Origin of the sequence: Pseudomonas parafulva NBRC 16636 = DSM 17004, from assembly GCF_000730645.1 — a bacterium.
In the GTDB taxonomy this organism is placed as follows: Bacteria; Pseudomonadota; Gammaproteobacteria; order Pseudomonadales; family Pseudomonadaceae; genus Aquipseudomonas; species Aquipseudomonas parafulva.
The window spans coordinates 1-24,664 of sequence record NZ_BBIU01000007.1; the positions used below are offsets into that span (position 1 = coordinate 1).

Below are 24,664 nucleotides of genomic sequence, written 5' to 3' on the forward strand. Positions count from 1 at the left end.
TGCTTCGCGGGTAAAACCGCTCCCACAATGGGTGTGGGTTGCCTGCGAAGCAAGTTGTCTGCATAGCAGCCCCGGTGTCAGGGCTGTTCACCCAGCGTTTGAGGGCCGCGCCCCACAGCCACCCGCACTTTTTCCGTTTTCGGCGCTCTATCCTAGGCCCAGGCCGCTGCGATCCCCGCGTGGCCGCCGATTTCGACCCGGTGCCGATGGTTGCGTGCAAGCCCCACCTGTTACTCCGCCTGCTGCTGGCAGGCGCCCTCACATGTCTGTGCGCCTGCAGCCATCAGCAAGGGCGTGACATCGTCAACCAGTTCAGTGACGGCAAGCCCAGCGAGCTGTTCCAGACCAGCGTAGACCGGCTGGCCACCTTGGCGATGCGCGACAACCTGCAAAGCCTGTACCTGCTGATGAACAAGCTGTACCTGCGCAACCCCAGCCAGTGGAAGCTGTCCGGCTACCTGGATGCCGCCACCGCCGAGCGGCAGATCCGCATTGCCATCGAGCAACGGCAACCCCTGCCGCAGCTGGGTAACCGCCGCGACCTGGCGGCCCTGAGCTACGCCCTGAGCCCCGAATTTCGCGGGGACCGTGTGGGCGCCTTCATCTATGCCATTGGCAGCATGCTGATCACGGCGCACGGTGGGCGCACCGAGTTCTACATCACCGACACCATCGACCCGCTGTTCGTCAACAACGCCGCGCGCAACATCGAGAAGGCCACCTGGATGCTCAGCCAGCGCCAGGATGCCAATGGCGTACTGCTGTTGTTCTCCAACGAACTGTCAGAAGAGGGCAGCAACCTGAGCTTTGCCGTGGAGTTTGGCAAGGTGGTGGCCCGCCTTGACCTGCTGGCCGAGCTGCTGGATGAGCGCTACCGCCGTATTGGCCTGAACTATGCGCAGAGTTTGTTGCTGATGAACTTCCTGCCGGTGCAGTAAATGTGGCCGGGGACTACAGCAACGACTGGATGGCCTTGCGATAGCGCTGGCCCGCCAGGCTCATGCTGTTGTTGTGGGTGGCGCCGGGTACCAGCAGCAAGGTCTTGGGCTCTTGCGCTGCCTCGAACAGTTGCTGGCTGAAGCGTGATGGCACATAACGGTCGTCCAGCCCATGCACCAGCAACACCGGCACCCCTACTTCGTGAATCTTGTTCAGCGAGTCGAATTTCTGCGACATCAGCCAGCGCACAGGCAGTGAGGTGTTGGCCACCACGGCGGCCACATCGCCGAGCGAGGTGAAGGTGGACTCCAGAATCAGCCCCCGTGCCGGGGCGACGCCCGCCTTGTCGCGTGCATCACGGGCCAGCTCGCTGGCCAGTTCCACCGCCACCGCGCCGCCCAGTGAATGGCCGAAAATCAGCCGCTTGGCAGGGTCCGGCTGCAGCTGGGCGAACCGCTCCCAGGCAATGCGCGCATCCTCGTATACGGTGGCCTCCGAGGGCAGGTCGCCGCGGCTACGGCCAAACCCGCGGTAATCCACGGCGAGCACCGAATAGCCCATGGCATGTAACTGCTCGATGCGAAACAGCTGGCCGGTGAGGTTCCAGCGCACGCCGTGCAGGTACAGGATGGCCGGGGCGTTGGCGCGCTGTGCGGGCCACCACCAGGCGTGCAGGCTCTGGTTATCGGTGAAGGTACGCGGGCGCAGGTCCAGTTCCTGGATGCCGCTGGGCAGGCCATGGAACCAACTGGCCTGGCCCGGCTCGATACGGAACACCAGTTCCCGTTCCTTGTGTTGCAACACGGAGCAGCCGGCCGGCAGCCCGAGCAGCAACAGGGCGGCGCACAGCCAGCTGAACCAGCGGCGGCGCAGGTGGGCAAACATAAAAGTAGGCATGCGGGCTTTTTATCAAATGCACTGCCCCGAATGTGAGAAAAGTTACCGAACGGCCGCACCGCTTGTTTGCAAGCTGTTTCGGCACGTGCCTGGGCGACCCCGCAATTGCACTGGGCGCCCCTATGCAGGTAGCGTGCGCTAATACCCGCTGACAAAGGCCTTCCCTTGGACTCCATCACCCAAGCCGTTCTTGGTGCGGCGCTGCAAGGTACCGTGCTGGGCCGCCTCCAGGGCCGCCGTTCGCTGCTCTACGGGGCAGCGCTGGCAACGGTGCCCGACCTGGACGTGCTCATCCGCTACGCCGACCCGGTGTCACGGATGACCTACCACCGTGGCTTTTCCCACTCCCTGTTCGTGCTCACCGGCCTTGCGCTGTTGTTGGCATGGCTGGTCAACAAAAGCTGGCCTGGCAAGGGCTATACATTGCCCAGGCTGTTCCTGGCGTTCTGGCTGGTACTGGTAACCCACCCTGTACTCGATGCCTTCACCGTGTATGGCACCCAGTTGTTCTGGCCGTTGCAACTCACCTCACAAAGCTGGGCGGCGGTGTTCATCATCGACCCGGTCTACACGCTGCCACTGCTGGGCGCGGTGGTGTACGCAGCCAGCAAGGGGGTGACGTTGAAAGCCACGCGCCTGATGGCCCTGGCACTGGCATTCAGCACCGCATACTTGGGCTTTGGCCTTGGCAGCCGCATGGTGGCGGAGCACCGCTTCCAGGCCGTACTGGATGCTCAGGGTATACAGGCCAGTGAGGTGCGCGCGGTCCCGATCGCCTTCAACAGCCTGGTGTGGCGCGTGCTGGCCAAGGCGCCCGGTGGCATCTACTACGAAGGTGTCAGCAGCCTGTTCGACCGCGGCCCGCCAGAAATGCAGCGCCTCACCCGTCATCTGCCGCTGGCCGAGGTATTGGCGAACGACCCATTGCACCAACGGTTACGTTGGTTCACTGACGACTGGCTGCGCTATGACCAAGTGGGCCGCACGCTGGTGGTGACCGACCTGCGCATGGGGACGCCGGGCAACTACAGTTTCCGCTTCGACTTCGCCCAGCTGGACGACCAAGGGCAGTGGGTGATCCAGGCGCCTACCGCGCACCAGGTACGCGGCCCCGGGTCCATGTTCAACGGGCACGACCTGGCGCTGATCTGGCGGCGCATAGTCGCCCAGCAACCACCGCTCCCCCTGGCCAGTTGGACTTCTCGCTACCTGGGCGTGCAGCCTCCTGAAGCCGGGCATTGACCCATGCGCGCACCCGGCCTGGACCTGGTGAAATGGCTGGCGATGCTGACCATGGTCGCCGACCACCTGCGCTTTGTCTGGCCGCAGGCCGACGGGCTGTTCGTGGTCGGGCGCGTGGCCTTTCCTTTGTTTTGCCTGGCCATTGCGGTAAATGTGGCCAGAAATGAGGCGGGGCCGCTCTGTACCCGCAGCAACCTGCGGTACCTGGGTTTGATGCTGGTGTTTACCGTGCTGTCGGAACCGGTGTATCGCTGGCTGGACAGTGGGTCATTGACGTTCAGCATCATGCCAACGCTGGTGTTGGGGCTGCTGGTTGCCTGGGGTGTGCACTATCAACAGGGCTTGGCACGCCTGCTGGGTCTTGCAGCACTGATAAGCGGCTGGCTGGCAAACGATCGGTTGATGTATGGCTTGCCGGGGGTGTTGCTACCTGCCGGCTGGCTGCTGGCACGTCGGCACGGTGGCGCTGGGTGGTTAGTGCCGTGCCTGCTGGCCATGGCGGGGAACTTGACCAATGGGTGGTTGCGTGAGCACTTGCTGGCGCCGTTTACATGGCTGGTGCTCAGTGCAGCACTGTTTGCCATCCCATTGGGGGTTGCCTTACTGCGCTGTACAAAGGCCGAAATACCGGCCGTGGGGCGGTGGGGGTATGCGTTCTACCCAGGGCACCTGGTGCTGATCAAGCTGATGGGTGGAGGTTAGGCTCACCGTGATGGGTGAGCCGACGCTGGCAAGCCGGCTTGGGAGCCGGATCGCCCGCGGTCATCGGCTTCAACTGACGGGCACCACGATCAACTCAAGGGCTTCGGCCAGGTCCAGAGGCCGCCTCATACGCTGAGACAGCACCATCATCGCATCGGCATAACCCTTGGCGATCACGGCCTGCACTTGCCCAGCCGTGCACTGCAGGGCAATGAAGTCACCCGATTCCGGTGCCCCCACGTACTCTATCTGGTCCCACGTCTGCGCATGCCCCAGCCTTTCGTAGCGCTGGCCATGATGGAAGGTCCAGAAGTAGGGCACATCTGCGTAGTGCCGCCTATCACCGAGCATGTTCGCTGCCGCGATCACCCCGTGCTGCTGGGCCAGGCGCCAGTGCTCGATACGTACCGCGTGGCCTGAGAGCGGAAAGGTGGCGATATCGCCTGCAGCCCACAGGCCGTCGGCCACGCGCATTTCACCGTTGGCCTGCAGCGACTTGTCATCCGCCAGCGCCACGCCCTGGATGAAGCTTGTGACGGGCTCAACCCCGGTACCCAGCAGTACCAGCGCGGTGGCCAACCGTTCACCTGTGCTCAGCAACACGGCTTGCGCCTGTTCATCGCCTTCAATTGCAACGACATCTGCCGGGCCGTGAAAGGTGACGCCCTTGCTTTGGTGCAGCGCACGGATGCTTTTACCAATTCGCTCGCCCAGCTGTTTGGCCAGGGGCACTTCGTGGCGGCTTACCACATGCACCTGGGCGCCGTACTCACAGAGCGCCGAGGCAGCCTCCAGGCCGATGAAGCCATCGCCGACGATAACCACGGGCTCCCCCGGGGTGGCTGCGTCGAGCAATTGCTCGGCGTCATCGCGGGTACGCAAGGTACACACGCCGGCAAGCGTGCTACCTGGCACGTCCACGCGCTTCGGCTTGGCGCCCGTCGCCACCAGGCAGGCGTCATAGTCGATGCTCTGCCCGTCAGCCAGCAGCAGCTGGCGTTTCTGGCTATTCAGCGAGCGCACCTTGGCGTGCTTGCGTTCCAGCTGCCCCTTGCGCAGGTCATCGGGCTCCAGCAACGCGGGTACCTCGTCGGGCGGCATTTTACCGGCAAGCACAAATTTGCTGAGCGCCGTGCGGTCATAGGCGGGGTGGCGCTCCTGGTCAATCCACACCAGGCGGCCGGCGAAGCCTTGATCCAACAGTGTGGCGACCGCCGCAGTACCTGCCGCGCCGGCACCAACCACCACGAAGCAGCGGGCATCGCTGCGCCGGGCTGGCTGGGGCTTGGGTAGCGGGCGATCATCCACCCATACCCGCGCGTCCTGGACCCAGGCCTTGTAGCGTTGCAAGCCCGTGAGTGCCGGCGGCTCGCAGACTGCGCCATCGCCAAGGGCAAACGCGGCCTTGTGCCACGGGCAAATCAGCATGCCGTCACAGACACGGCCTTCGTCGAGCGGGGCGCCGGCATGGGGGCAGGTGCCTTGGAAGGCGTGTACCTGGTCACCTTGGCGCAGCAGGATGAGCTCTTCACTGCCAGCCTGCACACGCAGGGGGCGCTGATCATCGAGGTCGCTCAGATGGGCTACGGCGTGGTGGGTCATGGGCGTTTCTCCAGGGAAGGGCTCTGGAGGTTATGACGCCGGTCGGGGGAGGGTGATGCGTTGGGCTGACGACCGGCAGGGATGTTCCGTCTGTAGGATGGAGCGCCGCACGCGCGGCGCTCTATCTTCCAGGCGCTGAAACTCTACCGGTGAACACCGCCTACCACACCACTCCGGGTAACCCGCAGGGCCACCAGGCTGCCCAGCACGATCAGTGCCGCCAGGGAATACAGCGCAGCGTCGGTCGAACCGGTCTGGTCCTTGATGAAGCCCACCAGATACGGGCTGAGGAACCCGGCCATCTGGCCCACCGAGTTGATGATGGCCAAGCCTGCGACGGCGGCGCCTGCGCTCAGGAGGGCAGTGGGCATGGGCCAGAACATCGGCAGGCCGGTCAGTGCGCCCATGGTGGCAATGGACAGGCCCAGAATGGCGATGGTCGGCGTGCCAGCGAAGTTCACCGCAATCAGCAGCCCTGCTGCACCCATCAGCATCGGCACGACAAGGTGCCAGCGCCGCTCGTTGCGCAGGTCGGCCGAGCGGCCACACAGAATCATGAACACACCGGCCAGCAGGTACGGAATGGCACTGAGCCAGCCGATCAGCAGCGGGTTGTCGAAGCCCATGTTCTTGATGATCGACGGCAGCCAGAAGTTGATGGCGTAAACGCCACTCTGGATGCAGAAGTACACGAAACCAAATGTCCAGATCAGCGGGTTGGTCAGCACCGCCCGCACGGTGTCGCCAGAGGTGCGGGGCTTGGCGTCGGCGTCGGCCTGCAGGTCGGCGGCGATCAGCTGGCGTTCGCGGGTACTCAACCAGTGGGCCTTCTGGTGGCCGTCACTGAGCAGGAACACCGCCAGCGCACCCAGCGCCACGGTCGGCAGGCCCTGAATCAGGAACATCCACTGCCAGCCGGCCAGGCCGTGCTGGCCTGCGGCGAAATGCTCGAGGATCCAGCCGGAGAACGGCCCACCCAGCAACCCCGAAACCGGGATGGCCGACATGAACAGGGCCATGATGCGGCCCCGACGCGCTGCCGGGAACCAGCGCGAAAGGTACAGCACTACACCGGGGAAGAAGCCCGCTTCGGCAGCGCCAGTGAGCAGGCGCAGGGCATAGAACTCGGTGGGGGTGGTGACGAACAGCAGGCAGGTGGACAAGCTGCCCCAGGCGATCATCATCAGGGCAATCCAGCGCCGCGGGCCGAAGCGGTTGAGCGCCAGGTTGCTGGGCAAGCCGCACAGCACGTAGCCGATGAAAAAGATGCCGGCGCCGAGGCCGTAGATGGTTTCGCTGAAGTTGAGCGCGTCGAGCATCTGCAGCTTGGCAAAGCCGACGTTGACGCGGTCCAGGTAGTTGAACAGGTAGCAGATGAAAATGAACGGAATCAACCGCAGGGTAATGCGCCGGTACAGTGCGTTACGCTCGGTGTCCGTGCCGTGGTCAGGGGCGGGGCTGTGTGCCATGATCGGGTTCTCTGTTGTTATGGTTGTCGCCGCGTCGCCTGTGCCGGCGCTCGCCCCACCGAGTCTCGGGGACGGCGGCATGCCTGTCTTTGTGCTTTTGCACAGCACCGGCCAGCCACTGCTGTGCCCTGGCCCAATCGCTCGCTTGCAAGGACCCTTGAATGTTCGAACTCGACCACGACCTGGCGCAGGATATTGTCGACCGGGCGATGGCCATTCTGCCGTGCAACGTCAATGTCATGGACAGCCAAGGGCTGATTCTGGGCAGTGGCGAGCCTGAACGGGTAAATACCCGCCACGAGGGCGCGCAACTGGTGTTGGCCAACGGGCGCATCGTCGAGCTGGATACCGATGCTGCACGCTGCCTGAAGGGCGTGCAACCGGGCGTGAACCTGCCGCTGATGCTCGATGGCCGGCTGATGGGCGTACTGGGCCTTACCGGAGACCCGCAACAGGTGCGGACCTACGCCGAACTGGTGCGCATGACTGCCGAGATGCTGCTGGCCCAGCGTCACCTGCAGGCCGATCAGCAATGGCGCCGTCAGCGCTGCGATGACCTGCTGGCGTTGCTGCTGGGTGGCGCGGGCGATTCGCCACGGCTACTCGATGAAGCGCGGCAACTGGGCCTCAAGCCTCAGCTGCCGCGGGTGCCGTGCCTGTTTGAACTGGCCTCGGGCCCTGACGCCGAGGCGTTGGCCGCCTGGCTGATAAGCCGCTACCCCGACAGCTGGTGCGTGAGCCCTGCGCGCCAATCGCTGCTGTGGTGCCGCCCGGCAGGCGCTGCGCTGGATGAAGCACGCCTGCTCGAACGCCTGCAACGCCATGGCTGGGTTGTCGAGCGCCTGGCGCTTGGCAGCGTGGCCCAAGGGTTGGAGCAACTGCGCCGGGGCTATCGCCGGGTCCGCGACCTGCTCGCCTACGGTAGGGAAGTGCTGCCCGGGGAACAGTTGTTGAGCCTGCACCGCTACAGGCTGCCGGCAATGCTGTGGCGCCACCGCAACGATGACGCCCTGGACGAGCTGCTGGAGCCGCTGCAACGCATCCGCGCCAAGGATGGCAACGGGCAGTTGCTTGCCACCTTGCGTGCCTGGTGTGCCCATGACGGGCAGAGCCAGGCCTGTGCCGACGCGCTGGGCATCCACCGCAACAGCTTGCGCTATCGCCTGGAGCGCATCGCCGAGCTGGGCGAGGTGGACCCGCTGCGCATGGAGGGCATGCTCAGCCTGTACCTGGGTTTGCAGTTGCTGCCCGCTGGCTGACCAGCACAGGCAGTTGCCCAAACAACCTCCGCGTAGCGTTGTGCATTTGACTGAGGCCGCTGGCGTTGCCAGGTGTCAGCATGCCGCTATCAGGACAGGAGCATCACCATGAAAATCGTCATCGCGCCCGACTCGTTCAAGGACAGCCTCGACGCGGCCGGGGTAGCCCGTGCCATTGCCAACGGCCTGCACGAAGCGCTGCCCAAGGCCGAATTGATCGAGTGCCCGATGGCCGACGGCGGTGAGGGCACCATGGAGGCCATCCTGGCGGCAAGCGACGGAGAGTTGCGCCGGCAGACCGTGCGTGGGCCATTGGGGCAAAAGGTGGAGGCAGGGTGGGGCTGGCTGCCGCAGAACCGCACCGCAATCATTGAAATGGCCCAGGCCAGCGGCCTGCAGTTGGTGCCTACCGGTCAGCGGGATGCCTGCCGCAGCAGCACATGGGGCACCGGCGAGTTGATTGCGGCAGCGCTGGCGGCTGGGGCCAGGCGTGTGGTGTTGGCGATTGGAGGCAGTGCCACCAACGATGCTGGCAGCGGCATGTTGCGGGCGCTGGGCCTGCGCTTGCTGGACGCCCACGGGCAACCGCTGGTCGAGGGTGGTTTGGGCTTGGCAGGCCTGGCCAGGGTCGACGCCAGCGACCTCGACCCACGCTTGGCCGAGGTGCAGTTTGAAGTCGCCGCAGACGTCGACAACCCACTGTGCGGCGCGCACGGTGCATCGGCGATCTTCGGGCCGCAAAAAGGTGCGAGCCCCGAGCAGGTGCAGGCGCTGGACAAGGCGCTCGGCCATTTTGCCGACCATTGTGCGCGCCTGCTGGGCCAGGATGTGCGCGACTTCCCGGGGAGTGGCGCTGCAGGCGGCATGGGCTTTGCCGCCAGGGCGTTCATGGGCGCGCAATTCCGCCCGGGGGTAGAAGTGGTGGCTGAACTGACGGGGCTGGATGCCTTGGTTCAGGGCGCGGACCTGGTCGTGACGGGCGAAGGCCGTTTCGACGCCCAGACCCTGCGCGGCAAAACGCCCATGGGCGTGGCGCGGGTCGCCAAGCGCCATGACGTGCCGGTAGTGGTGCTGGCAGGTACGTTGGGGGAGGGCTATCAGCAGCTCTACGCCCACGGGGTGGACGCTGCGTTTGCGTTGGCTGACGGGCCGATCAGCCTGGATCAGGCCTGTACCGATGCGGCCCGGCTGTTACGGGCCCGCGCCTGCGATATCGGCCGCCTGTGGCAGTGTGCTCACCAGCGGTCAGTCAGGGCGTAAGGGCCGGCAGCGGGCTGGCCGGCAGCAGGGCGAGTTCACCGAAACGCTGCGTGGCGTCGATGTAGCGCAACGCAGACTTGGCATCTTTCCAGCCCACATAGCTCATCAGCGCCTTGAGCTCCCAGCCGTTGGCCGTGGCCCAAGTGGCGAAACCGCGGCGCAGGGAGTGCCCGGTGTACAACGCCGCCGGCACCCCGGCGCGCTCCAGCATGCGCCGCAACACGCCGACCAGGCTGTTGCTGTTGAGCGGGGCATCGCCCAGGTTGCCCCAGCGGTCAAGCTTGCGGAACACCGGGCCGTGGGCAATGCCCGCCACCTCCAGCCATTGCAGGTACGCCGTTACCGGGCACAGGGCCTTGAGGGCAGGGGTGCGGTGCTGCACCCCCAGCGCCTCTCTGTCACCTTTGCTGCGTGGCAGAAACAGGGTGATGCCGACACCGGGTTCGGCCTGAATGTGCTCCACCCGCAGCCGCGCCAGTTCATCCCCGCGAAAACCGCGCCAGAAACCCAACAGCAACAGGGCGCTGTCACGCCTCGCCCGCCGCAATGTGTGCAAGTCGTGCTGTTCGCGGGCCAGGCGCGCCTCCTGCTCAAAACAGCCCACTGCGGTTTGCAGGTGCTGCAACAGCAACGGCGCCGCCTGCCGTGGCGGCGCGGGGTGGAGGGTGCGGATACCGCGCAGCACCTGGCGCACCAGCGGCGCTTTGGTGGGGTCGGGAAAGCCTTGGCTGATGTGCCACTGGCTAAGCGCTGCCAGGCGCTGGCGCAACGTGCTCACCGCGTGCTGGTTGGCGTGATCGGCCAGGTAGCGGGCAATGCTGTCGGCCGTGGCCGGCAGGAAGCCGCCCCAGTGGGTTTCGAAGTGGTCGATGGCCGCCTGGTAGCTGCGCCGGGTGTTGTCACGGGTGGCAGCGCGCAGGTAGAGGTCTATATCGGTCATGGTCCGGGGCCAGCGGGGTGTGCGAGGCCTATACGATACCTACAAAATGCGCGGGTGCGGTAATTGGAGCTGCCGGTATCAGTAAGCGACTTTCTCTTCCACCTCTTTGAACGGCGCGTACTCGCGTAACTGCGCATCGGACAGCGGGCGGCTGAAGTGATAGCCCTGGGCGATATCGCACCCGGCCAGCTTCAAACACACCACCTGCTCACGGGTTTCGACCCCCTCGGCCACCACTGCCAAGCCCAACCGCTTGGCCAGAATAATGGTGGACGAGACGATCGGGCTGTCGTCAGGGCTGTTGGACAGTGAGGCGATCAACGACCGATCGATCTTCAACTTGCTCAACGGCAGCGAGTGCAGGTGGGCAAAGCCTGCGTAGCCGCGGCCAAAATCGTCCAGGCTGATGCCTAGCCCCGCCAGACGCAGCCGATGCAGGTGCTCAACGCCCGGGCCTTCGGGGTCCAGGATGGTGGTTTCGGTGATTTCCAGCTCCAGTTGCCCCGGTGCAATGCCATGGCTGTGCAACCCATCGAGCAGGCGGCTGGCGAAGTCCGCCTGGCGCAACTGCAGGGCGGACACATTCACCGCCAGGCGTGCCTCCCGCCCTTCGGCGGCCCAGCCTGCCAGCGCCTCGCAGGCCAGGCGCAGCACTTCCCAGCCCAGCTCGACAATAAAACCGCTGCGCTCGGCCAGGCCGATGAACCGGTCTGGGTAGAGCAGGCCGAATTCGGGGTGGTCCCAGCGTACCAGCGCTTCGTAACCCACCACCTGATGGGTATCCAGATGGATCTGTGGCTGGTAGTGCAGCACGAACTGGCGCGCCGCCAACCCGCTGCCGAACGCCTGTTCCAGGGTAAACGCCTGAATATCCGCGAGGTTTAGCGACGGGTCGAAGAACCGGTACTGCGCACGCCCGGCCTGCTTGGCCGAATACATGGCGGCGTCGGCGCTGCGGATCAGGCTGTCGATGTCCTGGCCATCGCGCGGGCAGATGCTGACGCCAACGCTGGGGCTGGTGTTGACCTCCTGGCCGTCCAGGGCATAGGTGGCCGAGAGCCTGCGCACCAGCTCACCGACCCAGGCGTTGATCTGGTCTTCGCTGCGCTCGCCGGCCAGCAACACCACAAATTCATCGCCGCCGAAGCGCGACGCCTCGTCCCCGGGCTCCAGCAAGCGCTGAATACGACCGGCAACGGCCTGCAGCAGCAGGTCGCCAATCTTGTGCCCCAATGAGTCGTTGATCGACTTGAAGCGGTCCATGTCGATGAACAGGATCGCCATCAACTGCCGCCGCCCACGCTGGCGAGTCAGGGCCAGCGCGGCCACTTCGACGAACTGGCGGCGGTTGTGCAGGCCGCTGAGGTGGTCGGTGGCGGCGGCATGGCTGCTACGCCGGTGTTCGTCCTCCAGGCGGCCGATCAACTGCTGGTTGACCTGCTGGGCATGCTCCAGCGCGCTGAACGCTTCCTGGCGTTTACGTAGCAGGCGTAGGGTCCAGGCCAGGCTGGCAAGAATCATCAGGGTCATGCCCAGGTTCAGCCAGAACTGCCTGGCGTAGGCCAGCTGCGAAGGGGTGACGATTTCCGCCTGGGGTTGGCTCACCACCACGCTGAGCCCGCGTTCGGGTAACCGCCTATAGAGGCTTTGGTAGGCGTCGCCCGCGCCGTACTGGGTGAGCAACCCGGCCCCCGCACCGCGGCCACTCAAGGCTGGCTGCAGCGGGCTTTCGATAGCCGCCACACCGCGGCCATTGATGCGCAGGCGCTCCAACCCGTCATCCTGCACGAGGCTGACCCGGCCGCCGCTTCCCAGGTCGACAGGGTGCAGCAGTTCTGCCAGGTAGAGGGGCTGCAACTGAAGCAGCAGGACCTTGCCATTGTCGCCCCCATCAAGGGGCACCAGGGCCCTCAGGGCTGCGCCTTCATGAGGCAGTACTTGAGCCAGAAATGGCTTGGCACCGTATACCGCCAGTTGCCTTTCCAACTGCGCGAGCCAAGGCTTGGGCAGCTGGGCGGGGGCGTCGGGCAGGGTAGCCGATAGCAGGCGGCCGTGCCGGTCATAAAGGCCCAGGCGCTTGAATGCAGGGTCGTCGGCCTGGCCGCGGTCGAGTGCCTGGCGCAGGTTCTGGCCGATGATGCTGGCCAGGTTCAGGTGTTCGGCGGCTTTGGCCGCCAGCGCGTCTTGCCCGGCCGACGCTTTCTGCGAGACATGCAGCCCCCAGAGGAACGCCAGCGTGGCAGCACACAGCAACAGGATCAGCAGCCGTAGCAGGCTGGCGGAAGAAAGCGAACGACGAATCACTTCTGATAGTTCCCGACCCTGGGTGAGGCCACAACAATACGACAGGAAGATGACAGCACGGTGACTGGTGGCAATTAGCCTTTGTTCTTTTGCCCGGCGCGGCGTGACAGGGGCACAAGCATTGCGGTATAGGTCTGCCATCCCTTGATCGAAGGCACTCTCATGACCGAACGTTTCAACCAGGCCCTGCGTCGCCAATGCGAGCCAACCTGGTGCGCGGCCACCGGCCACCGTTTCGTGACCCAACTGTGCGACGGCACCCTGCCAGACCGCGTGATGGTCGACTACCTGGTACAGGACCACCGTTTTCTCGACAGCTTCCTGACCCTGCTGGGCGCAGCCATCGCCACCGCAGACACCTTCGAGGCGCGCCTGCGCCTTGGGCGTTTCACCGGCATGATTTCCAGCGATGAGAACACCTACTTCCTGCGGGCCTTCGACGCACTGGCTGTAAGCCCGGCCCAACGCAGCGAGCCGGCGGATACGGCGCCCACTGCAGGGTTCAAGGCGATCATGCGCGAGGCGGCTGCCACCCGGTCGTATGCTGCAGCGCTGGCAGTGCTCAACGTGGCCGAAGGCCTGTACCTGGATTGGGCGCTGAAGGCACCGAAGCCGCTGCCGCAGCACTTTGTGCACGCCGAGTGGATCACGTTGCACGACAACCCCGCTTTTCAAGCCTTCGTTGCCTTTCTCCAGGCGGAGCTTGACCGCGTTGGCCCTGCCGAAGCTGCCCTGGCCACGGACTTCTACCAGCGTACCGTGGCGCTGGAGCTGGCATTCTTCGACGCCGTTTACCCGGAGGGCCAATGAGCATGGATATCTTCGCGCGCTTGAAAGCGGCCGCCACACCACAGTGGCAGCGTTACGTGGACCACGACTTCGTGCGCCAGATGGGCGAGGGCACCTTGAGCGAGGCGGCGTTTCGTCATTACCTGGTTCAGGACTACCTGTTCCTGATCCAGTTCGCCCGGGCCTGGGCGCTGGCCGCCTACAAGAGCCGGCGCCCGGCGGATATCCGCGCAGCCCAGGCCGGGTTGACGGCGATTCTGGACGAAACCGACCTGCACCTGCGCTTGTGCGCCCGGTGGGGCCTGAGCCAGGCCGATATCGAAGCGGCAGCAGAACACCCGGCCACCGTCGCTTACACCCGCTACGTGCTGGACTGCGGGGCGGCTGGCGACCTGCTGGAGCTGCACGTGGCACTGGCGCCATGCGTGATCGGCTACGCCGAAATCGGCCAGGCGCTGGCCGAGCAGGTCGGTGACCTCAGCCAACACCCGTATCGCGAGTGGATCGGCGAATATGCCGGGCCGGCGTATCAGGCGGTGGCCGCAGCGGCACGTAGGCATCTGGACGAACTGGCCACCCGCAGCATGACCGAACAACGCTTTGCCGAGCTGGTGGGCACTTTCGCCCAGGCGTCGAACCTGGAGGCGGATTTCTGGCAAATGGGGCTGGACGCAGCCTGAGGCCAGGGGCAACCTGCCCAGCACGCAACCCCAGGTAGTGAACGAGGAGCAACGGCATGAACGTCATCAACGCCCGCCTGCGTGGCAGGCCTGGCCTGTTTCGCATCGAATTGAACGGTGCCGCCATCGCCGCCATCGTGCCCCAGCCCGACGTTGTCGCGCCTGGGGCTGCCGATGACCTGGACGCGGCCCAGAACCTGGTAGTGCCGCCCTTCGTCGAGCCGCACATCCACCTGGACGCGACGCTGACGGCGGGGGAGCCGGAGTGGAACATGAGCGGCACTTTGTTCGAGGGGATCGAGCGCTGGGCACAGCGCAAAGAAACCACTACCCACGACGACATCAAGGCCCGGGCCAAGAAAACCATCGACATGCTGGTGGACCACGGCATCCAGCACGTGCGTACCCACGTGGATGTCACCGAACCCGGCCTGGTCGCACTCAAGGCCATGGTCGAGGTCCGCGAGGACGTGCGCCACCTGGTAGACCTGCAGATCGTTGCCTTCCCCCAGGAGGGCATCGAGTCCTACCCCAATGGCCGGGCGCTGATGACCGAGGCGATTGCCATCGGTGCCGACGTGGTGGGCGGCATCCCGCATTTCGAGAACACCCGCGAGCAAGGCGTGGCCTCGTTGAAGTTCCTGATGGACCTGGCTGAGCGCAGCGGCTGCCTGGTGGATGTGCATTGCGACGAAACCGACGACCCGCAGTCGCGCTTTCTCGAGGTGTTGGCCGAGGAAGCACGGGTACGGCAGATGGGCCCCCGGGTTACGGCCAGCCATACCGTGGCGATGGGGTCGTACGACAACGCCTACTGCTCCAAGCTGTTCCGCCTGCTGAAACGCTCGGGCATCAACTTCGTCTCATGCCCCACCGAGAGCATCCACCTGCAAGGCCGCTTCGACAACTACCCCAAGCGGCGGGGCGTGACCCGTGTCGCGGAAATCGACCGCGCCGGCATGAACGTGTGCTTCGGTCAGGATTCGATCGTCGACCCTTGGTACCCGCTGGGCAACGGCAACATCCTGCGCATTCTGGAAGCCGGGCTGCACATCTGCCACATGCTGGGGTACGAGGACCTGCAGCGTTGCCTGGACCTGATCACCGAAAACAGCGCCCGCACCCTCAACCTGGGTGAGCGCTACGGCATCGAAGTGGGCAGGCCGGCCAACCTGTTGCTGCTGTCGGCGCCGGATGACTACGAAATGGTCCGTAGCCAGGGCCATGCGCTGGTGTCGATACGCCATGGGGAGGTGCTGATGCGCCGCACGCCGGCCCAGGTGCACAGGCGGGGATGAGGCCACATAGGGGAGCGTTCAGCTGATGGCTTGGCAGAACTGCTCCAGCACGATATTCCGGCCGCACAGCACCACCGCTACACGCTTGCCTTGGTAGCGTGCGGCGAGCTTGTGCATGCCGGCCACAGCGACCGCCGCAGCGCCTTCGATGATCCAGCGCTCATGGCGGGCAATGTCGCGCATGGCAGCTTTTATTTCGTCCTCACTGACCAGCACCGTATCGCTCAGTAGCGCCTGGCACAGCGGTAGGGTGATGCTGCCGGGCTCCACACCCCCAGCAGTGCCGTCGGACAGCGTAGGCTGCGCGTCGATGTCGATGATTTCGCCGGCCTCCAGGGAGCGTTGCAGGGCCGGGTCGTTTTCTGGCCAGCAGCCAACGATGTGCGTACCGGGTTTCAGGGACCGTAAGGCAGTGGCAATACCGGCAATCATGCCGCCACCGCCCACGGCAACGAATACGGCATCCAGGTCGGGTGCCTGTTCGAACAGCTCGATGCCGATGGTGCCTTGGCCGGCGATGACCTGCAGGTCGTTGTAGGGGGATACGAACACCTTGCCCTGGGCTTGCGCCTGCCTGGCCGCTTCCAGTTCAACGCTGAGCGGGTCTGTCGGCAAACTGATGACCTGTGCACCCAGCGCGCGCATGGCCTGCACTTTATAGGCGGAGGCAGACGTGCTGGTGTAAACGGTCACGGGCACTCCGGCCCGCTGGCCGGCCAACGCCAGCGCCTGCCCATGGTTGCCAGAAGATGCAGCAATCACACCGCTCTGCCGCCCACCTTCATCCAGCAGGCGGATCTTGTTGCTGGCTCCGCGAAACTTGAATGAACCAGTGTGCTGCAAGTGCTCGCACTTGAGCAGCACCTGGCAGCCCGTAATGGTGGACAGGCCAGGGCTGTATTCAAGCGGGGTAATGCTGACGGCGGGGCGCAGTGTGCTGTGCGCTTGAGTGATTGATTCGTAGAGTGCATCGAGCACTGAACCATCAATCTGTTTGAGAGAAGCAGTAAGGGGCATGACAGGTCCCAATCTAAAATGGAATATATGTCCATAATAGAATTTATGTCTGCGCGCATCAACAGCGGGGATGTCTCGTCAGCGTTTGAGGTCTTTCAGGTACTTGTACACCGTCGCCCGCCCCATGCTCAGCACATTGGCCACGTAGTCCGCACCGCTGCGCCCCTCGAATGCACCCTCGGCGTGTAGCGCCTGCACCAGTGTGCGCTTGTCTTTCATCTTCAATGTCTGCAGCGAGAGGCCATTGGCCTGCAGCCATCCATGGAGGAAGGTATTGATGCGTTCCTGCCAATCATTGCGAAACAACGCATCGGGTTTGGCCACAACGCGGCTTACCTGGAAGAACGCTTCCAGCGCCGCGTGCGCCTGTTCGAGTACCGACACATTCAGGTTGATGCACATCAGGTGTTCGGCAACGCCCGCCTCGTTGCGCAGCACCGTACTGATGGCGCGTACCTTCTGGCCATTCCAGTTGAGCTTCTCGTAAGGCCCCAGGTTGACACCCTCCAGCAGGGCGTCCAGCTCGTCATCAATGGCGGAGTCATCCCCCAACTGGCGTTGGGAGAAGTTGTTGGCGATGTACACCACGGTCTGGCTGGCCAGGTCATGCACGATGACCTCGGCGTGGGGATAAAGCAGCAGCGAGATGCTGTCGGCGATTGCCTTGTAGTTCTGCAGGGTCATGTCGATGAGGCCTTGAGCGTTGCGTGCATGGTGGCGCCTGCGGGTGAGCGATTCAAGGTACTGCGCGCTGCCAGAGCGACAGGATAGGGACTCAAAAAAGCACTCACATTCGATAAGCCGTGATTATTCCATCTTATCCTAGGCTTGAAATATGCACGCCACTGGCTCAAAATTGGTATGTAATTACATGCTACGTACAACAGTACAAAATAGTAGGAGATCCCATGGCCCGCGGTGGCATAAACAAGGTTGTGGTGCAGCAGGCCCGGCAGGCGCTGATTGCCAGGGGCGAGAACCCCAGCATCGATGCCATTCGTATCGAACTGGGCAATACCGGCTCAAAAACCACCATCCACCGTTATCTCAAAGAGCTCACTGGCCAGCAGCCCGTGCCCTCGGAAGGCGGCGCACCGATCAGCGAGGTGCTCAGCCGCATGGTCGGGCAACTGGCGACCCAACTGCAGGACGAAGCCGACCTCTCTATCGAGCAGGCTGAGCGGGTGTTCACCGAACAGCGCGAACACTTGGAAAAGGAACTCGCCACCGTTCGCCAGGCCCTGGCCGAGGCCCAGCAACAGCATCAGATTGATGTCGCTGCATTGGCAGCGGAGTCCGAGAAGCTGCGAACCGCACACAGCACCCTACAAACGGAGCAGCTGCGCAACGCCAGCCTGAGCCAGTCGCTGGGCGAGTTGCAGGTCCGCCTGGCGGACAAGGAAACACAGGTCAGCTCGCTGGAAGACAAACACCGCCATGCCCGCGATGCGCTTGAGCATTACCGCAGTGCCAGCCGGGACCAGCGTGAGCAGGAGCAACGCCGGCATGAGGCGCAGCTGCAGCAGATACAGGTGGAAGTGCGCCAGTTGCAGCAGGGCATGGTGGTGAAACAGGACGAGCTCACCCGCCTGCACCGGGATAACGAACGGTTGCTGGGCGAGCACCGCCAGGCCTCGGGCGAAAGCCGCGCGCAGAAAGAACTACTGGAGCAGCGCGATGCGCAAATCCAAGGCCTGCGCACCATGCTGGCCCAGGCACAGGGCAGCGGTGATGAACTACGCCGTCAGCTTGCCGCACAGGTGCAAAGCCTGGAGGACAAGCGCGGCATCTGTACCGAGCAGGCCAATCAGCTTGAGCAGTTGCGTGTGCAATTGCAGGGTAGGGATGAGGCGTTGGCGCGGTGCGAGGCTGCGCGCAGTGCTGTGCAAGATTAATCAAACTTTCGGGGGCGGGTGGTTTCTTCAATAGGGCAGCCATTGGAGAAAAACCATGACCGGTAACGACAAAGCAACGAGCACCCAGCAGGGGCCTCATTCCACTGATCACGCTGACAAACCGGACGACCTTGGGTTTGATCCGGACTCACCCAGCGTCGACGACCCTCAAGTGGACCCTCAGGGCCCCGCCAAACCGCCGCGTGACGTAGAGAAAGACACTCAATAAAAAGGGCGGCCATCAGGCCGCCCCTTTAAAACACTGCCAAACGGCCTCGCACGTCCTTCAGGACTCGGCTTTCTTGGCTGCCTCGGCCTTTTTCGCTGCATCTACCCCGGCCGCCGACAGTTTGATGGGGTAGCTGAGGCTCACATTTTCATCGCTGTCCTTCAGCACGCTGCCGTCGTGGATCAGCCCTTCCTGCTGCAGCGACATGAGCATGTCAGCCACTTCCTTCTCGCCCCGGTAGTTATCCAGCAACTCCTTGCCAAGCCCATGTGGGTGAGCATGGTGCAGGCGGGTAAGGACTTCGGATTTGAGTGCGTCGTTGCTCATGGTTACCTCACTTGCCGTGTTGGGTTTGCAGTGCCTTGGCATGCTGCAGGTGCTGTTCTAGCTTGGGCAGTGTTTCTGCAGCGAATGCCTTCAGCTCAGGCTTGTCGGAAGACTCAGCCTCTTTCTTGAACAGGTTGACGGTTTTTTCGTGGGCATCGACCTGGTTGTTGACGTAAGACTTGTCGAAGGACTCGTCACGCCATTCCAGAATGACCTTTTTGATCTTGTCGGTCAGTGCAGCCTCATCTGGCACCGAGATGTCCAGCTTGGCGGCAATGGCGGCAAGCTTCTGGTTGGCTTCTGTGTGGTCTTTGACCATTTGCTGAGCGTAGGTCTTGATGTCAGCGCTCTTGGTCTTCTCCTGAGCCAGGTTGCCGGTGACGATTTCTGCGATGCCGGCTTCGGTCGCTGCGTCTACGAAGTCGTCCGAGCTGGCTGCAAATGCGTGGACCGATGCCATGCCGAGCACCATGGACAGGCCGACGCGCTTGATGAAGAGATTGCTCATGTTCCGCTCCTTAAACGATGGCGCGACGTCAGTGTCGCGTACTGTTGAGGCCCGGCAAGACGCAAAGGTTTAATCTTTTTGCCCTGCGCTACGCACCTGCGCGGCTAGCTGGCTATAGTCAAGTGCGACCAGTGGACCACGACCTAGGGATTCGAATGCGTGCAGCCGCGGATCAGGATGACCAAGGCCCCCTCGCTCTGACGGGCGAGGGCAGGCGGGTGTCGGTGTTTCGCCTGGTGTTGGCGTTCATGTTGCTGGTGCTGGTGACATTTGCAACGGTCGAAGGCTGGCGCATCTGGCGCGATTATCGCGATGCCTTCATCAACGCTGAAAATATGGTCACCAACCTGGTACAGGCCACCGCACAGCACGCCGAAGACGCCATCCGCCAAGTGGATGCGATTACCGCCGCACTGGCCGAACGCCTGGAAGGGGATGGCTTCGATCATATCGACCGCCCCCGGTTGCATGCGCTGCTTGCCCAGCAGAAAAGCATCATCCCGCAGTTGCACGGGCTGTTCGTGTACGGGCCCGATGGGCGCTGGATCGTCACGGACAAAACCGCCACGCCAGCTGCGGCGAACAACGCCGACCGCGATTACTTCATCTACCACCGCGACCACCCGAGCCGGGCGGTGCGCATCGGCTCAGTGGTGCGCAGCCGGTCTACCGGCAACCTGATTATTCCCATATCCCGGCGCCTGCAGCATGCCGATGGCAGCTTTGCCGGGGTGCTGCTGGGCACCATCAAGGTGGACTGGTTCGTGCGCTACTACGGTGAATTCAAGATCGATGAACGTGGCGCCCTGGTATTGGCCAAGCGCGACGGTACCATTCTGGTGCGGCGCCCCTTCGTCGAGCGGGTGGTGGGGCGAAGCCTGGCCAACAGCGAGATTTTCCGCAACTACCTGCCGTACACGCCACAGGGCCTGGTGGAAGCCGTGGCGGTGGTCGATGGCACGCCGCGCCTGTATGCCTACCGCGCGTTGACCAGTTACCCGCTGGTGGTGGAGGCAGGGCTGTCCCGGGAGTCCATCGTGGCGCCCTGGCGGCAGGATGCCCTGAAGTCGCTGGCTGTGCTGTTGCTGTTGGTGCTGGGCTTCGCAGTCTTTGGCTGGGTAGTGTTGCGCCAGCTGCGTGAGCGCATTGTCATGGAGCGTGCCTTGCACCAGGCCCATCAGACATTGAAGGCGCTGGCACTGACCGACAGCCTCACGGGCCTGGGCAACCGTCGCCGGCTCGATGCAGTGTTCGATGCAGAACTGCGCAGGGCCCGGCGCCAGGGCTACCCACTGGTGGTGGTGATGCTCGACCTGGACTACTTCAAGGCCTACAACGACCGCTACGGGCACCCGGCAGGTGATGCGTGCCTGCAGCGGTTCGCCGCGCTGTTGCGCCAAGCCATGCGCCGCCCGGCCGACCTGGCTGTGCGCTACGGCGGCGAGGAATTCACCTTGTTGCTGCCCGATACCGACAGCCAGGGCGCCCAGGCGCTGGTGCGTGAGCTGCAGCAAGCATTGCGTGGGCAGATGTTGGAACATGCCGGCAGCCCGCTGGGCAGGGTTTCATTCAGTGCCGGTATTGCCGTGGCGGACCTCTCCCAGCAAGCACTCACCCCGCAGCAACTGCTGGGGGCTGCGGACCTGGCTTTATACGAGGCCAAGCACCAGGGCCGCGACCGTTACGAAGTGATGGAGCGGGTGGCGGGTTAATCTGCTGCCAGCGCATGCTGCTGCGCCTGCAACTGCCAGCGCACCGAGCTGACGCCTTTTTCCAGGCTGACGCGGCTTACCAGCCGCTCCAATTGCGAGGGCGCCTCGGAAGTACCCAGCAGTTCGGCGCGCACTTCCAGCCGGGAAGGGTCTGCCAGGTCTTCGCTGTGCAAGGACTGCAAACGCAGCCCAGGGTCGCTGAGGCTGTGCAGCATCAGGCTGCGAACCTGGATCTCATCCTGGGCCCGGCAGACGATACGCACCTCGAAATGTTGCTCCACCTCACTGGCAGGTACCACCTCCTGCCGGTCCAACCGCTGGGCAATGTCACGCAGCAGAATATTGGCGCACAGCACCACCAGGCTGCCCAAGGCAGCTTCCAGCAAAAGGCCGAGGCTGCACAGCACGCCTATGGCGGCGGTGCACCATAGGGTCGCCGCAGTGTTCAGCCCACGCACGTTGAAGCCGTCGCGCATGATCACCCCGCCACCGAGAAACCCGATGCCCGACACCACGTAGGCAGCGATGCGTGAGGCATCGGTAGGCTGCATGCCCGGCACCGCCTGGGTCATCAACACGAACAGACAGGCACCGGTGCTGACCAGCGCATTGGTACGCAGGCCAGTGAGGCGCTGACGCAGTTGCCGCTCGGCCCCGATCAGGGCGCCCAGCAGCAGGGCAATGCTGACGCGCAGCAGAAAGACTTTCCAATCCATAGCAAACCTCATCCACGGGCAGGTGCCCGTGTTGGCGTCGATACGTTCGACGCGGTTAAGAAAACCAGAAATGCGCAGGACCACGAAGGGAGAGGAGGAGTGTTGAAACCGTCACCGCGTTGGCAAAGCCGCCAGGCAGTTAAAGCGCTGCCGGACTAGCGTGCCGCGTGGGCCTGTCGCAAGCGACTGGGGCTACTGTCCAATGCAGGACTCCTGTTCAGGGATGCAAAATTGCGGCGGGGACGTTACGCCGCAGGGCAAGGCAGGTCAAGGGTAAAAACATGACAATGGCTTCATCGAGAAAACCCCTACAGCGTGCAGCGACTACGTGGAAAAACAGCGCACCAATCGGTAACCTTCCCGTCTCTCTTGCACACATCGCGGAATGCTTCATGTTGCTCAACATCGCCATCCTGCTCGGCACCCTGGTGGCCATGGAAGGCGTCGGTACGCTGGCCCACAAGTACATCATGCATGGCTGGGGCTGGTGGCTGCACCGCTCCCACCATGAGCCCCACCTGGGCATGCTGGAAACCAACGACCTGTACCTGCTGGCCCTGGGGCTGGTGGCCGCCGCGCTGGTGGCGATCGGCAAGGCCGGGTACTGGCCGTTGCACTGGGTGGGCGGCGGTGTGGCGGCCTATGGGGTGCTTTATGTTGCCGCCCACGATGGGCTGTTCCACCGACACTGGCCGCGCAAACTGCGCCCGGTGGGCCGTTACCTCAGGCGCCTGCACCGCGCGCACCGCCTGCACCATGCGGTAAAGGGGCGCGAGGGCAGTGTCTCGTTCGGGTTCTTCTATGCACCGCCCTTGCAGGTGCTGGTACGCCAGCTGCGACGTAACAGGCGCCCGCGCAACTGAACGCTAGACGCGCTCACCCGTGCCCGCAGCCGCTTCTGGGCTGACATGCCCACGGCTCACCCACCAGCCGAATGCGGCCGCGGTAAAGAACATGATCAGGCTGTACAAGGCTGCCGGCACGGCCATTGTCGCGTTGTTCAACAACGAAGGGCTAAGGGCCAGGGCAATGGCCAGGGTGCCGTTGTGAATACCGATTTCCATGCCGATGGCGATAGCCTGGCGCTTGGGAACATGCAGCCAGCGGGGCACCCAGTAGCCCACCGCCAGGCTGAGCACATTGAACAGCAGCGCCGCCAGGCCCACCACGGGTGCGTACTCCACCACGGTCTGCCAGTCCTTGGCCAAGGCAAGCACGATGGTGAACGCCAGGAACAACGCCGCCACGATCTTCATCGGTTTTTCCATGCGCGCAGCGAATGCCGGCGCAACATGGCGGATCAGCATGCCCAAGGCCACGGGCAGCAACACGATCGCAAACACCTGCAACACCTTGGCAAATTGCAGCGGGATCGCCTGGTCAGAGGCCATGAACCAGCTCAGCGACAGGTTGACCAGCAGTGGCATGGTCAGGATAGCGATCAGTGAATTGACCGCTGTCAGGGTAATGTTCAACGCCACGTCGCCGTGCGCCAGGTGGCTGAAGAGGTTGGCGGTGGTACCACCCGGTGACGCCGCCAGCAGCATCAAACCGACCGCCAGGGCGGCCTCCAGGCCCAGGCCGTTGGCGATCAGGAAGCACGCTATTGGCAACAGCACGATCTGGCAGGCCAGGCCGATCAGCACAGGCTTGGGGTATTTCACCACACGGGCAAAATCGGCCAAGGTCAATGACAGGCCGAGGCCAAGCATGATGATGCCCAGGGCCAGGGGCAGAAAGGTGGTCAGCAGAGGGGAGGCGGTCATGGCGCAGTCTCGGGCCGGGGTTGCCGAGCAGTTTAGGTGGCGCCGACCTGATAGCTAATTGCATATGGCCAGCTTTGGTAACCATTTGTTACCGCGGTGCCTTCACCCGCGCGCTTAACGCGCATTGCAGTAACCCAGGGTGCGCAGTAGCATGCGCGCTTTTAGCCAGGACTCGCCCTTCATGCCGTTCCAGCAAGGTCTGCTCGCCACCCCCGTCCCCGTGCATGCTCGTCACCTGTTCTTTTCGATCAACTCCCCAGGCGCCATACCTGCGGCGCTCGATGCACTACTCAACGAAGTGGATGGCTTGCGTTTGACGCTGGGGGTCGGCGCACCGTTGGCCAAGGTGCTGAACGCCAACATCGAAGGGCTTGAGCCATTCCCCGTGCTGGACGCTGCCGTGGAGAACCCGAGCACCCAGCATGCCCTGTGGCTGTGGCTGCGCGGCGAAGAGCGGGGCGACCTGTACCTGCGGGCCCAGGCGCTGGAGCAGTTGCTGAGCCCGGCGTTCAGCCTGGTTGACCATGTGGAGGGCTTCCTGCACCAGGGTGGGCGTGACCTGACAGGGTACGAAGATGGCACCGAAAACCCCAGCGATGACGATGCCGTGCAAGCCGCGATTCTTGCCGAGGGTGTACCGGGCCTGCAAGGCTCCAGCTTCGCCGCCTTCCAGCTGTGGAAGCACGACCTGCAGTATTTCAAGGCGCTGCCCCAGGAGGTGCAGGACAACATCATTGGCCGCCGGCTCAGCGACAACGAAGAGCTGGATGATGCCCCAGCGTCAGCCCACGTGAAACGCACGGCACAGGAAAGCTTTGCACCCGAGGCGTTCATGGTGCGCCGTTCGATATCTTGGGCCGATACCCGGGGTGCGGGCCTGGCGTTCGTGGCCCTGGGCAAGTCCTTTGCGGCTTTTGAGGTGCAACTGCGGCGCATGAGCGGGTTGGAGGACGGCATTATCGACGGCCTGTACCGCTTCACCCGGCCGCTGACCGGCGGCTACTACTGGTGCCCACCCATGGGCGAGGCGGGTGTGGACCTGCGCCTGCTGTTGCAAGGCTGATACGTCAAACATTCAGACACACATCTAGGCGCATCCGACGGTTTCAGGGG

The 24,664-nt window shown here is 63.8% G+C and carries 24 protein-coding genes; 13 read left to right on the top strand and 11 right to left on the bottom strand.

What is annotated here, in order from left to right:
* Positions 1–206: 206 nt before the first annotated feature.
* Complete coding sequence (locus PPA02S_RS05720; RefSeq protein WP_028634047.1) at positions 207–938, top strand: hypothetical protein; 732 nt, start codon at positions 207–209, stop codon at positions 936–938.
* 13 nt (positions 939–951) lie between these two features.
* On the opposite strand, the gene PPA02S_RS05725 is transcribed toward PPA02S_RS05720, so the two are convergent.
* Positions 952–1,836 carry an alpha/beta hydrolase gene (locus PPA02S_RS05725; RefSeq protein WP_028634046.1) on the bottom strand — a complete coding sequence of 295 codons (885 nt, stop codon included), beginning with the start codon at positions 1,834–1,836 and terminating at the stop codon, positions 952–954.
* Between the two features lie 165 nt (positions 1,837–2,001).
* Here PPA02S_RS05725 and PPA02S_RS05730 point away from each other — a divergent pair, with 165 nt between their 5' ends.
* Together PPA02S_RS05730 and PPA02S_RS05735 are read left to right on the top strand one after the other, a co-directional pair.
* Complete coding sequence (locus PPA02S_RS05730) at positions 2,002–3,078, top strand: metal-dependent hydrolase (RefSeq protein WP_028634045.1); 1,077 nt, start codon at positions 2,002–2,004, stop codon at positions 3,076–3,078.
* A gap of 3 nt (positions 3,079–3,081) precedes the next feature.
* Positions 3,082–3,780, top strand: a complete 699-nt coding sequence (locus tag PPA02S_RS05735; protein ID WP_028634044.1) for a TraX family protein — start codon at positions 3,082–3,084, stop codon at positions 3,778–3,780.
* A gap of 69 nt (positions 3,781–3,849) precedes the next feature.
* On the opposite strand, the gene PPA02S_RS05740 is transcribed toward PPA02S_RS05735, so the two are convergent.
* A complete protein-coding gene (locus PPA02S_RS05740) occupies positions 3,850–5,382 on the bottom strand; it encodes an FAD-dependent oxidoreductase (protein ID WP_028634043.1) in 1,533 nt (510 codons plus the stop codon).
* Between the two features lie 143 nt (positions 5,383–5,525).
* On the bottom strand, positions 5,526–6,851 hold the full coding sequence (locus PPA02S_RS05745) for an MFS transporter (protein WP_028634042.1): 1,326 nt from the start codon (positions 6,849–6,851) through the stop codon (positions 5,526–5,528).
* 161 nt (positions 6,852–7,012) lie between these two features.
* Between PPA02S_RS05745 and PPA02S_RS05750 the strand changes: the two genes are divergently transcribed.
* The gene (locus PPA02S_RS05750; RefSeq protein ID WP_028634041.1) at positions 7,013–8,110 is read left to right on the top strand and encodes a sugar diacid recognition domain-containing protein; all 1,098 of its coding nucleotides are present in this window, start codon (positions 7,013–7,015) and stop codon (positions 8,108–8,110) included.
* 108 nt (positions 8,111–8,218) lie between these two features.
* Positions 8,219–9,370, top strand: coding sequence for a glycerate kinase (locus PPA02S_RS05755; RefSeq protein ID WP_028634040.1), 1,152 nt, complete (start codon positions 8,219–8,221; stop codon positions 9,368–9,370).
* Here the strand turns inward: PPA02S_RS05755 and PPA02S_RS05760 are convergent.
* Positions 9,360–10,310, bottom strand: a complete 951-nt coding sequence (locus PPA02S_RS05760) for a site-specific integrase (protein WP_028634039.1) — start codon at positions 10,308–10,310, stop codon at positions 9,360–9,362. The genes PPA02S_RS05755 and PPA02S_RS05760 overlap by 11 nt on opposite strands.
* A gap of 78 nt (positions 10,311–10,388) precedes the next feature.
* Positions 10,389–12,614, bottom strand: a complete 2,226-nt coding sequence (locus PPA02S_RS05765) for a putative bifunctional diguanylate cyclase/phosphodiesterase (RefSeq protein WP_028634038.1) — start codon at positions 12,612–12,614, stop codon at positions 10,389–10,391.
* Positions 12,615–12,776: 162 nt separating this feature from the next.
* On the opposite strand from PPA02S_RS05765, the gene PPA02S_RS05770 reads away from it, so the two are divergent.
* From PPA02S_RS05770 to codA, 3 genes are read left to right on the top strand one after another with little or no spacing between them, the layout of a single operon-like run.
* Positions 12,777–13,424, top strand: a complete 648-nt coding sequence (locus tag PPA02S_RS05770) for a TenA family protein (RefSeq protein WP_028634037.1) — start codon at positions 12,777–12,779, stop codon at positions 13,422–13,424.
* On the top strand, positions 13,421–14,083 hold the full coding sequence (gene tenA / locus PPA02S_RS05775) for a thiaminase II (RefSeq protein WP_028634036.1): 663 nt from the start codon (positions 13,421–13,423) through the stop codon (positions 14,081–14,083). The genes PPA02S_RS05770 and tenA overlap by 4 nt, the downstream gene beginning before the upstream one ends.
* Before the next feature lie 56 nt (positions 14,084–14,139).
* Positions 14,140–15,381 carry a cytosine deaminase gene (gene codA / locus PPA02S_RS05780; RefSeq protein ID WP_028634035.1) on the top strand — a complete coding sequence of 414 codons (1,242 nt, stop codon included), beginning with the start codon at positions 14,140–14,142 and terminating at the stop codon, positions 15,379–15,381.
* Between the two features lie 18 nt (positions 15,382–15,399).
* On the opposite strand, the gene PPA02S_RS05785 is transcribed toward codA, so the two are convergent.
* Together PPA02S_RS05785 and PPA02S_RS05790 are read right to left on the bottom strand one after the other, a co-directional pair.
* The gene (locus PPA02S_RS05785) at positions 15,400–16,398 is read right to left on the bottom strand and encodes a threonine/serine dehydratase (RefSeq protein WP_028634034.1); all 999 of its coding nucleotides are present in this window, start codon (positions 16,396–16,398) and stop codon (positions 15,400–15,402) included.
* Positions 16,399–16,476: 78 nt separating this feature from the next.
* Positions 16,477–17,082 carry a helix-turn-helix transcriptional regulator gene (locus PPA02S_RS05790; protein ID WP_028634033.1) on the bottom strand — a complete coding sequence of 202 codons (606 nt, stop codon included), beginning with the start codon at positions 17,080–17,082 and terminating at the stop codon, positions 16,477–16,479.
* A gap of 224 nt (positions 17,083–17,306) precedes the next feature.
* Here PPA02S_RS05790 and PPA02S_RS05795 point away from each other — a divergent pair, with 224 nt between their 5' ends.
* Both PPA02S_RS05795 and PPA02S_RS23305 read left to right on the top strand, forming a co-directional pair.
* Complete coding sequence (locus PPA02S_RS05795; protein WP_028634032.1) at positions 17,307–18,293, top strand: DNA-binding protein; 987 nt, start codon at positions 17,307–17,309, stop codon at positions 18,291–18,293.
* Between the two features lie 55 nt (positions 18,294–18,348).
* Positions 18,349–18,522 (top strand): DUF6021 family protein, encoded by a 174-nt coding sequence (locus PPA02S_RS23305; RefSeq protein ID WP_245614640.1) that lies wholly within the window; start codon positions 18,349–18,351, stop codon positions 18,520–18,522.
* Positions 18,523–18,579: 57 nt separating this feature from the next.
* On the opposite strand, the gene PPA02S_RS05800 is transcribed toward PPA02S_RS23305, so the two are convergent.
* Both PPA02S_RS05800 and PPA02S_RS05805 read right to left on the bottom strand, forming a co-directional pair.
* Positions 18,580–18,849, bottom strand: coding sequence for a hypothetical protein (locus PPA02S_RS05800; RefSeq protein ID WP_028634031.1), 270 nt, complete (start codon positions 18,847–18,849; stop codon positions 18,580–18,582).
* Between the two features lie 7 nt (positions 18,850–18,856).
* The gene (locus PPA02S_RS05805; RefSeq protein ID WP_028634030.1) at positions 18,857–19,357 is read right to left on the bottom strand and encodes a DUF4142 domain-containing protein; all 501 of its coding nucleotides are present in this window, start codon (positions 19,355–19,357) and stop codon (positions 18,857–18,859) included.
* A gap of 155 nt (positions 19,358–19,512) precedes the next feature.
* Here PPA02S_RS05805 and PPA02S_RS05810 point away from each other — a divergent pair, with 155 nt between their 5' ends.
* Complete coding sequence (locus PPA02S_RS05810; RefSeq protein WP_028634029.1) at positions 19,513–21,069, top strand: sensor domain-containing diguanylate cyclase; 1,557 nt, start codon at positions 19,513–19,515, stop codon at positions 21,067–21,069.
* Here the strand turns inward: PPA02S_RS05810 and PPA02S_RS05815 are convergent.
* Positions 21,066–21,785 carry an MgtC/SapB family protein gene (locus tag PPA02S_RS05815; protein ID WP_028634028.1) on the bottom strand — a complete coding sequence of 240 codons (720 nt, stop codon included), beginning with the start codon at positions 21,783–21,785 and terminating at the stop codon, positions 21,066–21,068. The genes PPA02S_RS05810 and PPA02S_RS05815 overlap by 4 nt on opposite strands.
* Before the next feature lie 392 nt (positions 21,786–22,177).
* Between PPA02S_RS05815 and PPA02S_RS05820 the strand changes: the two genes are divergently transcribed.
* Positions 22,178–22,648, top strand: a complete 471-nt coding sequence (locus PPA02S_RS05820) for a sterol desaturase family protein (RefSeq protein ID WP_028634027.1) — start codon at positions 22,178–22,180, stop codon at positions 22,646–22,648.
* A gap of 3 nt (positions 22,649–22,651) precedes the next feature.
* Here PPA02S_RS05820 and PPA02S_RS05825 read toward each other — a convergent pair whose 3' ends face one another.
* Positions 22,652–23,551: a bile acid:sodium symporter family protein gene (locus tag PPA02S_RS05825; protein ID WP_028634026.1), complete on the bottom strand. Its 900-nt coding sequence runs from the start codon at positions 23,549–23,551 to the stop codon at positions 22,652–22,654.
* A 181-nt stretch (positions 23,552–23,732) separates the two neighbouring features.
* Here PPA02S_RS05825 and PPA02S_RS05830 point away from each other — a divergent pair, with 181 nt between their 5' ends.
* Positions 23,733–24,614, top strand: a complete 882-nt coding sequence (locus PPA02S_RS05830; protein WP_028634025.1) for a Dyp-type peroxidase — start codon at positions 23,733–23,735, stop codon at positions 24,612–24,614.
* Positions 24,615–24,664 lie beyond the last annotated feature (50 nt).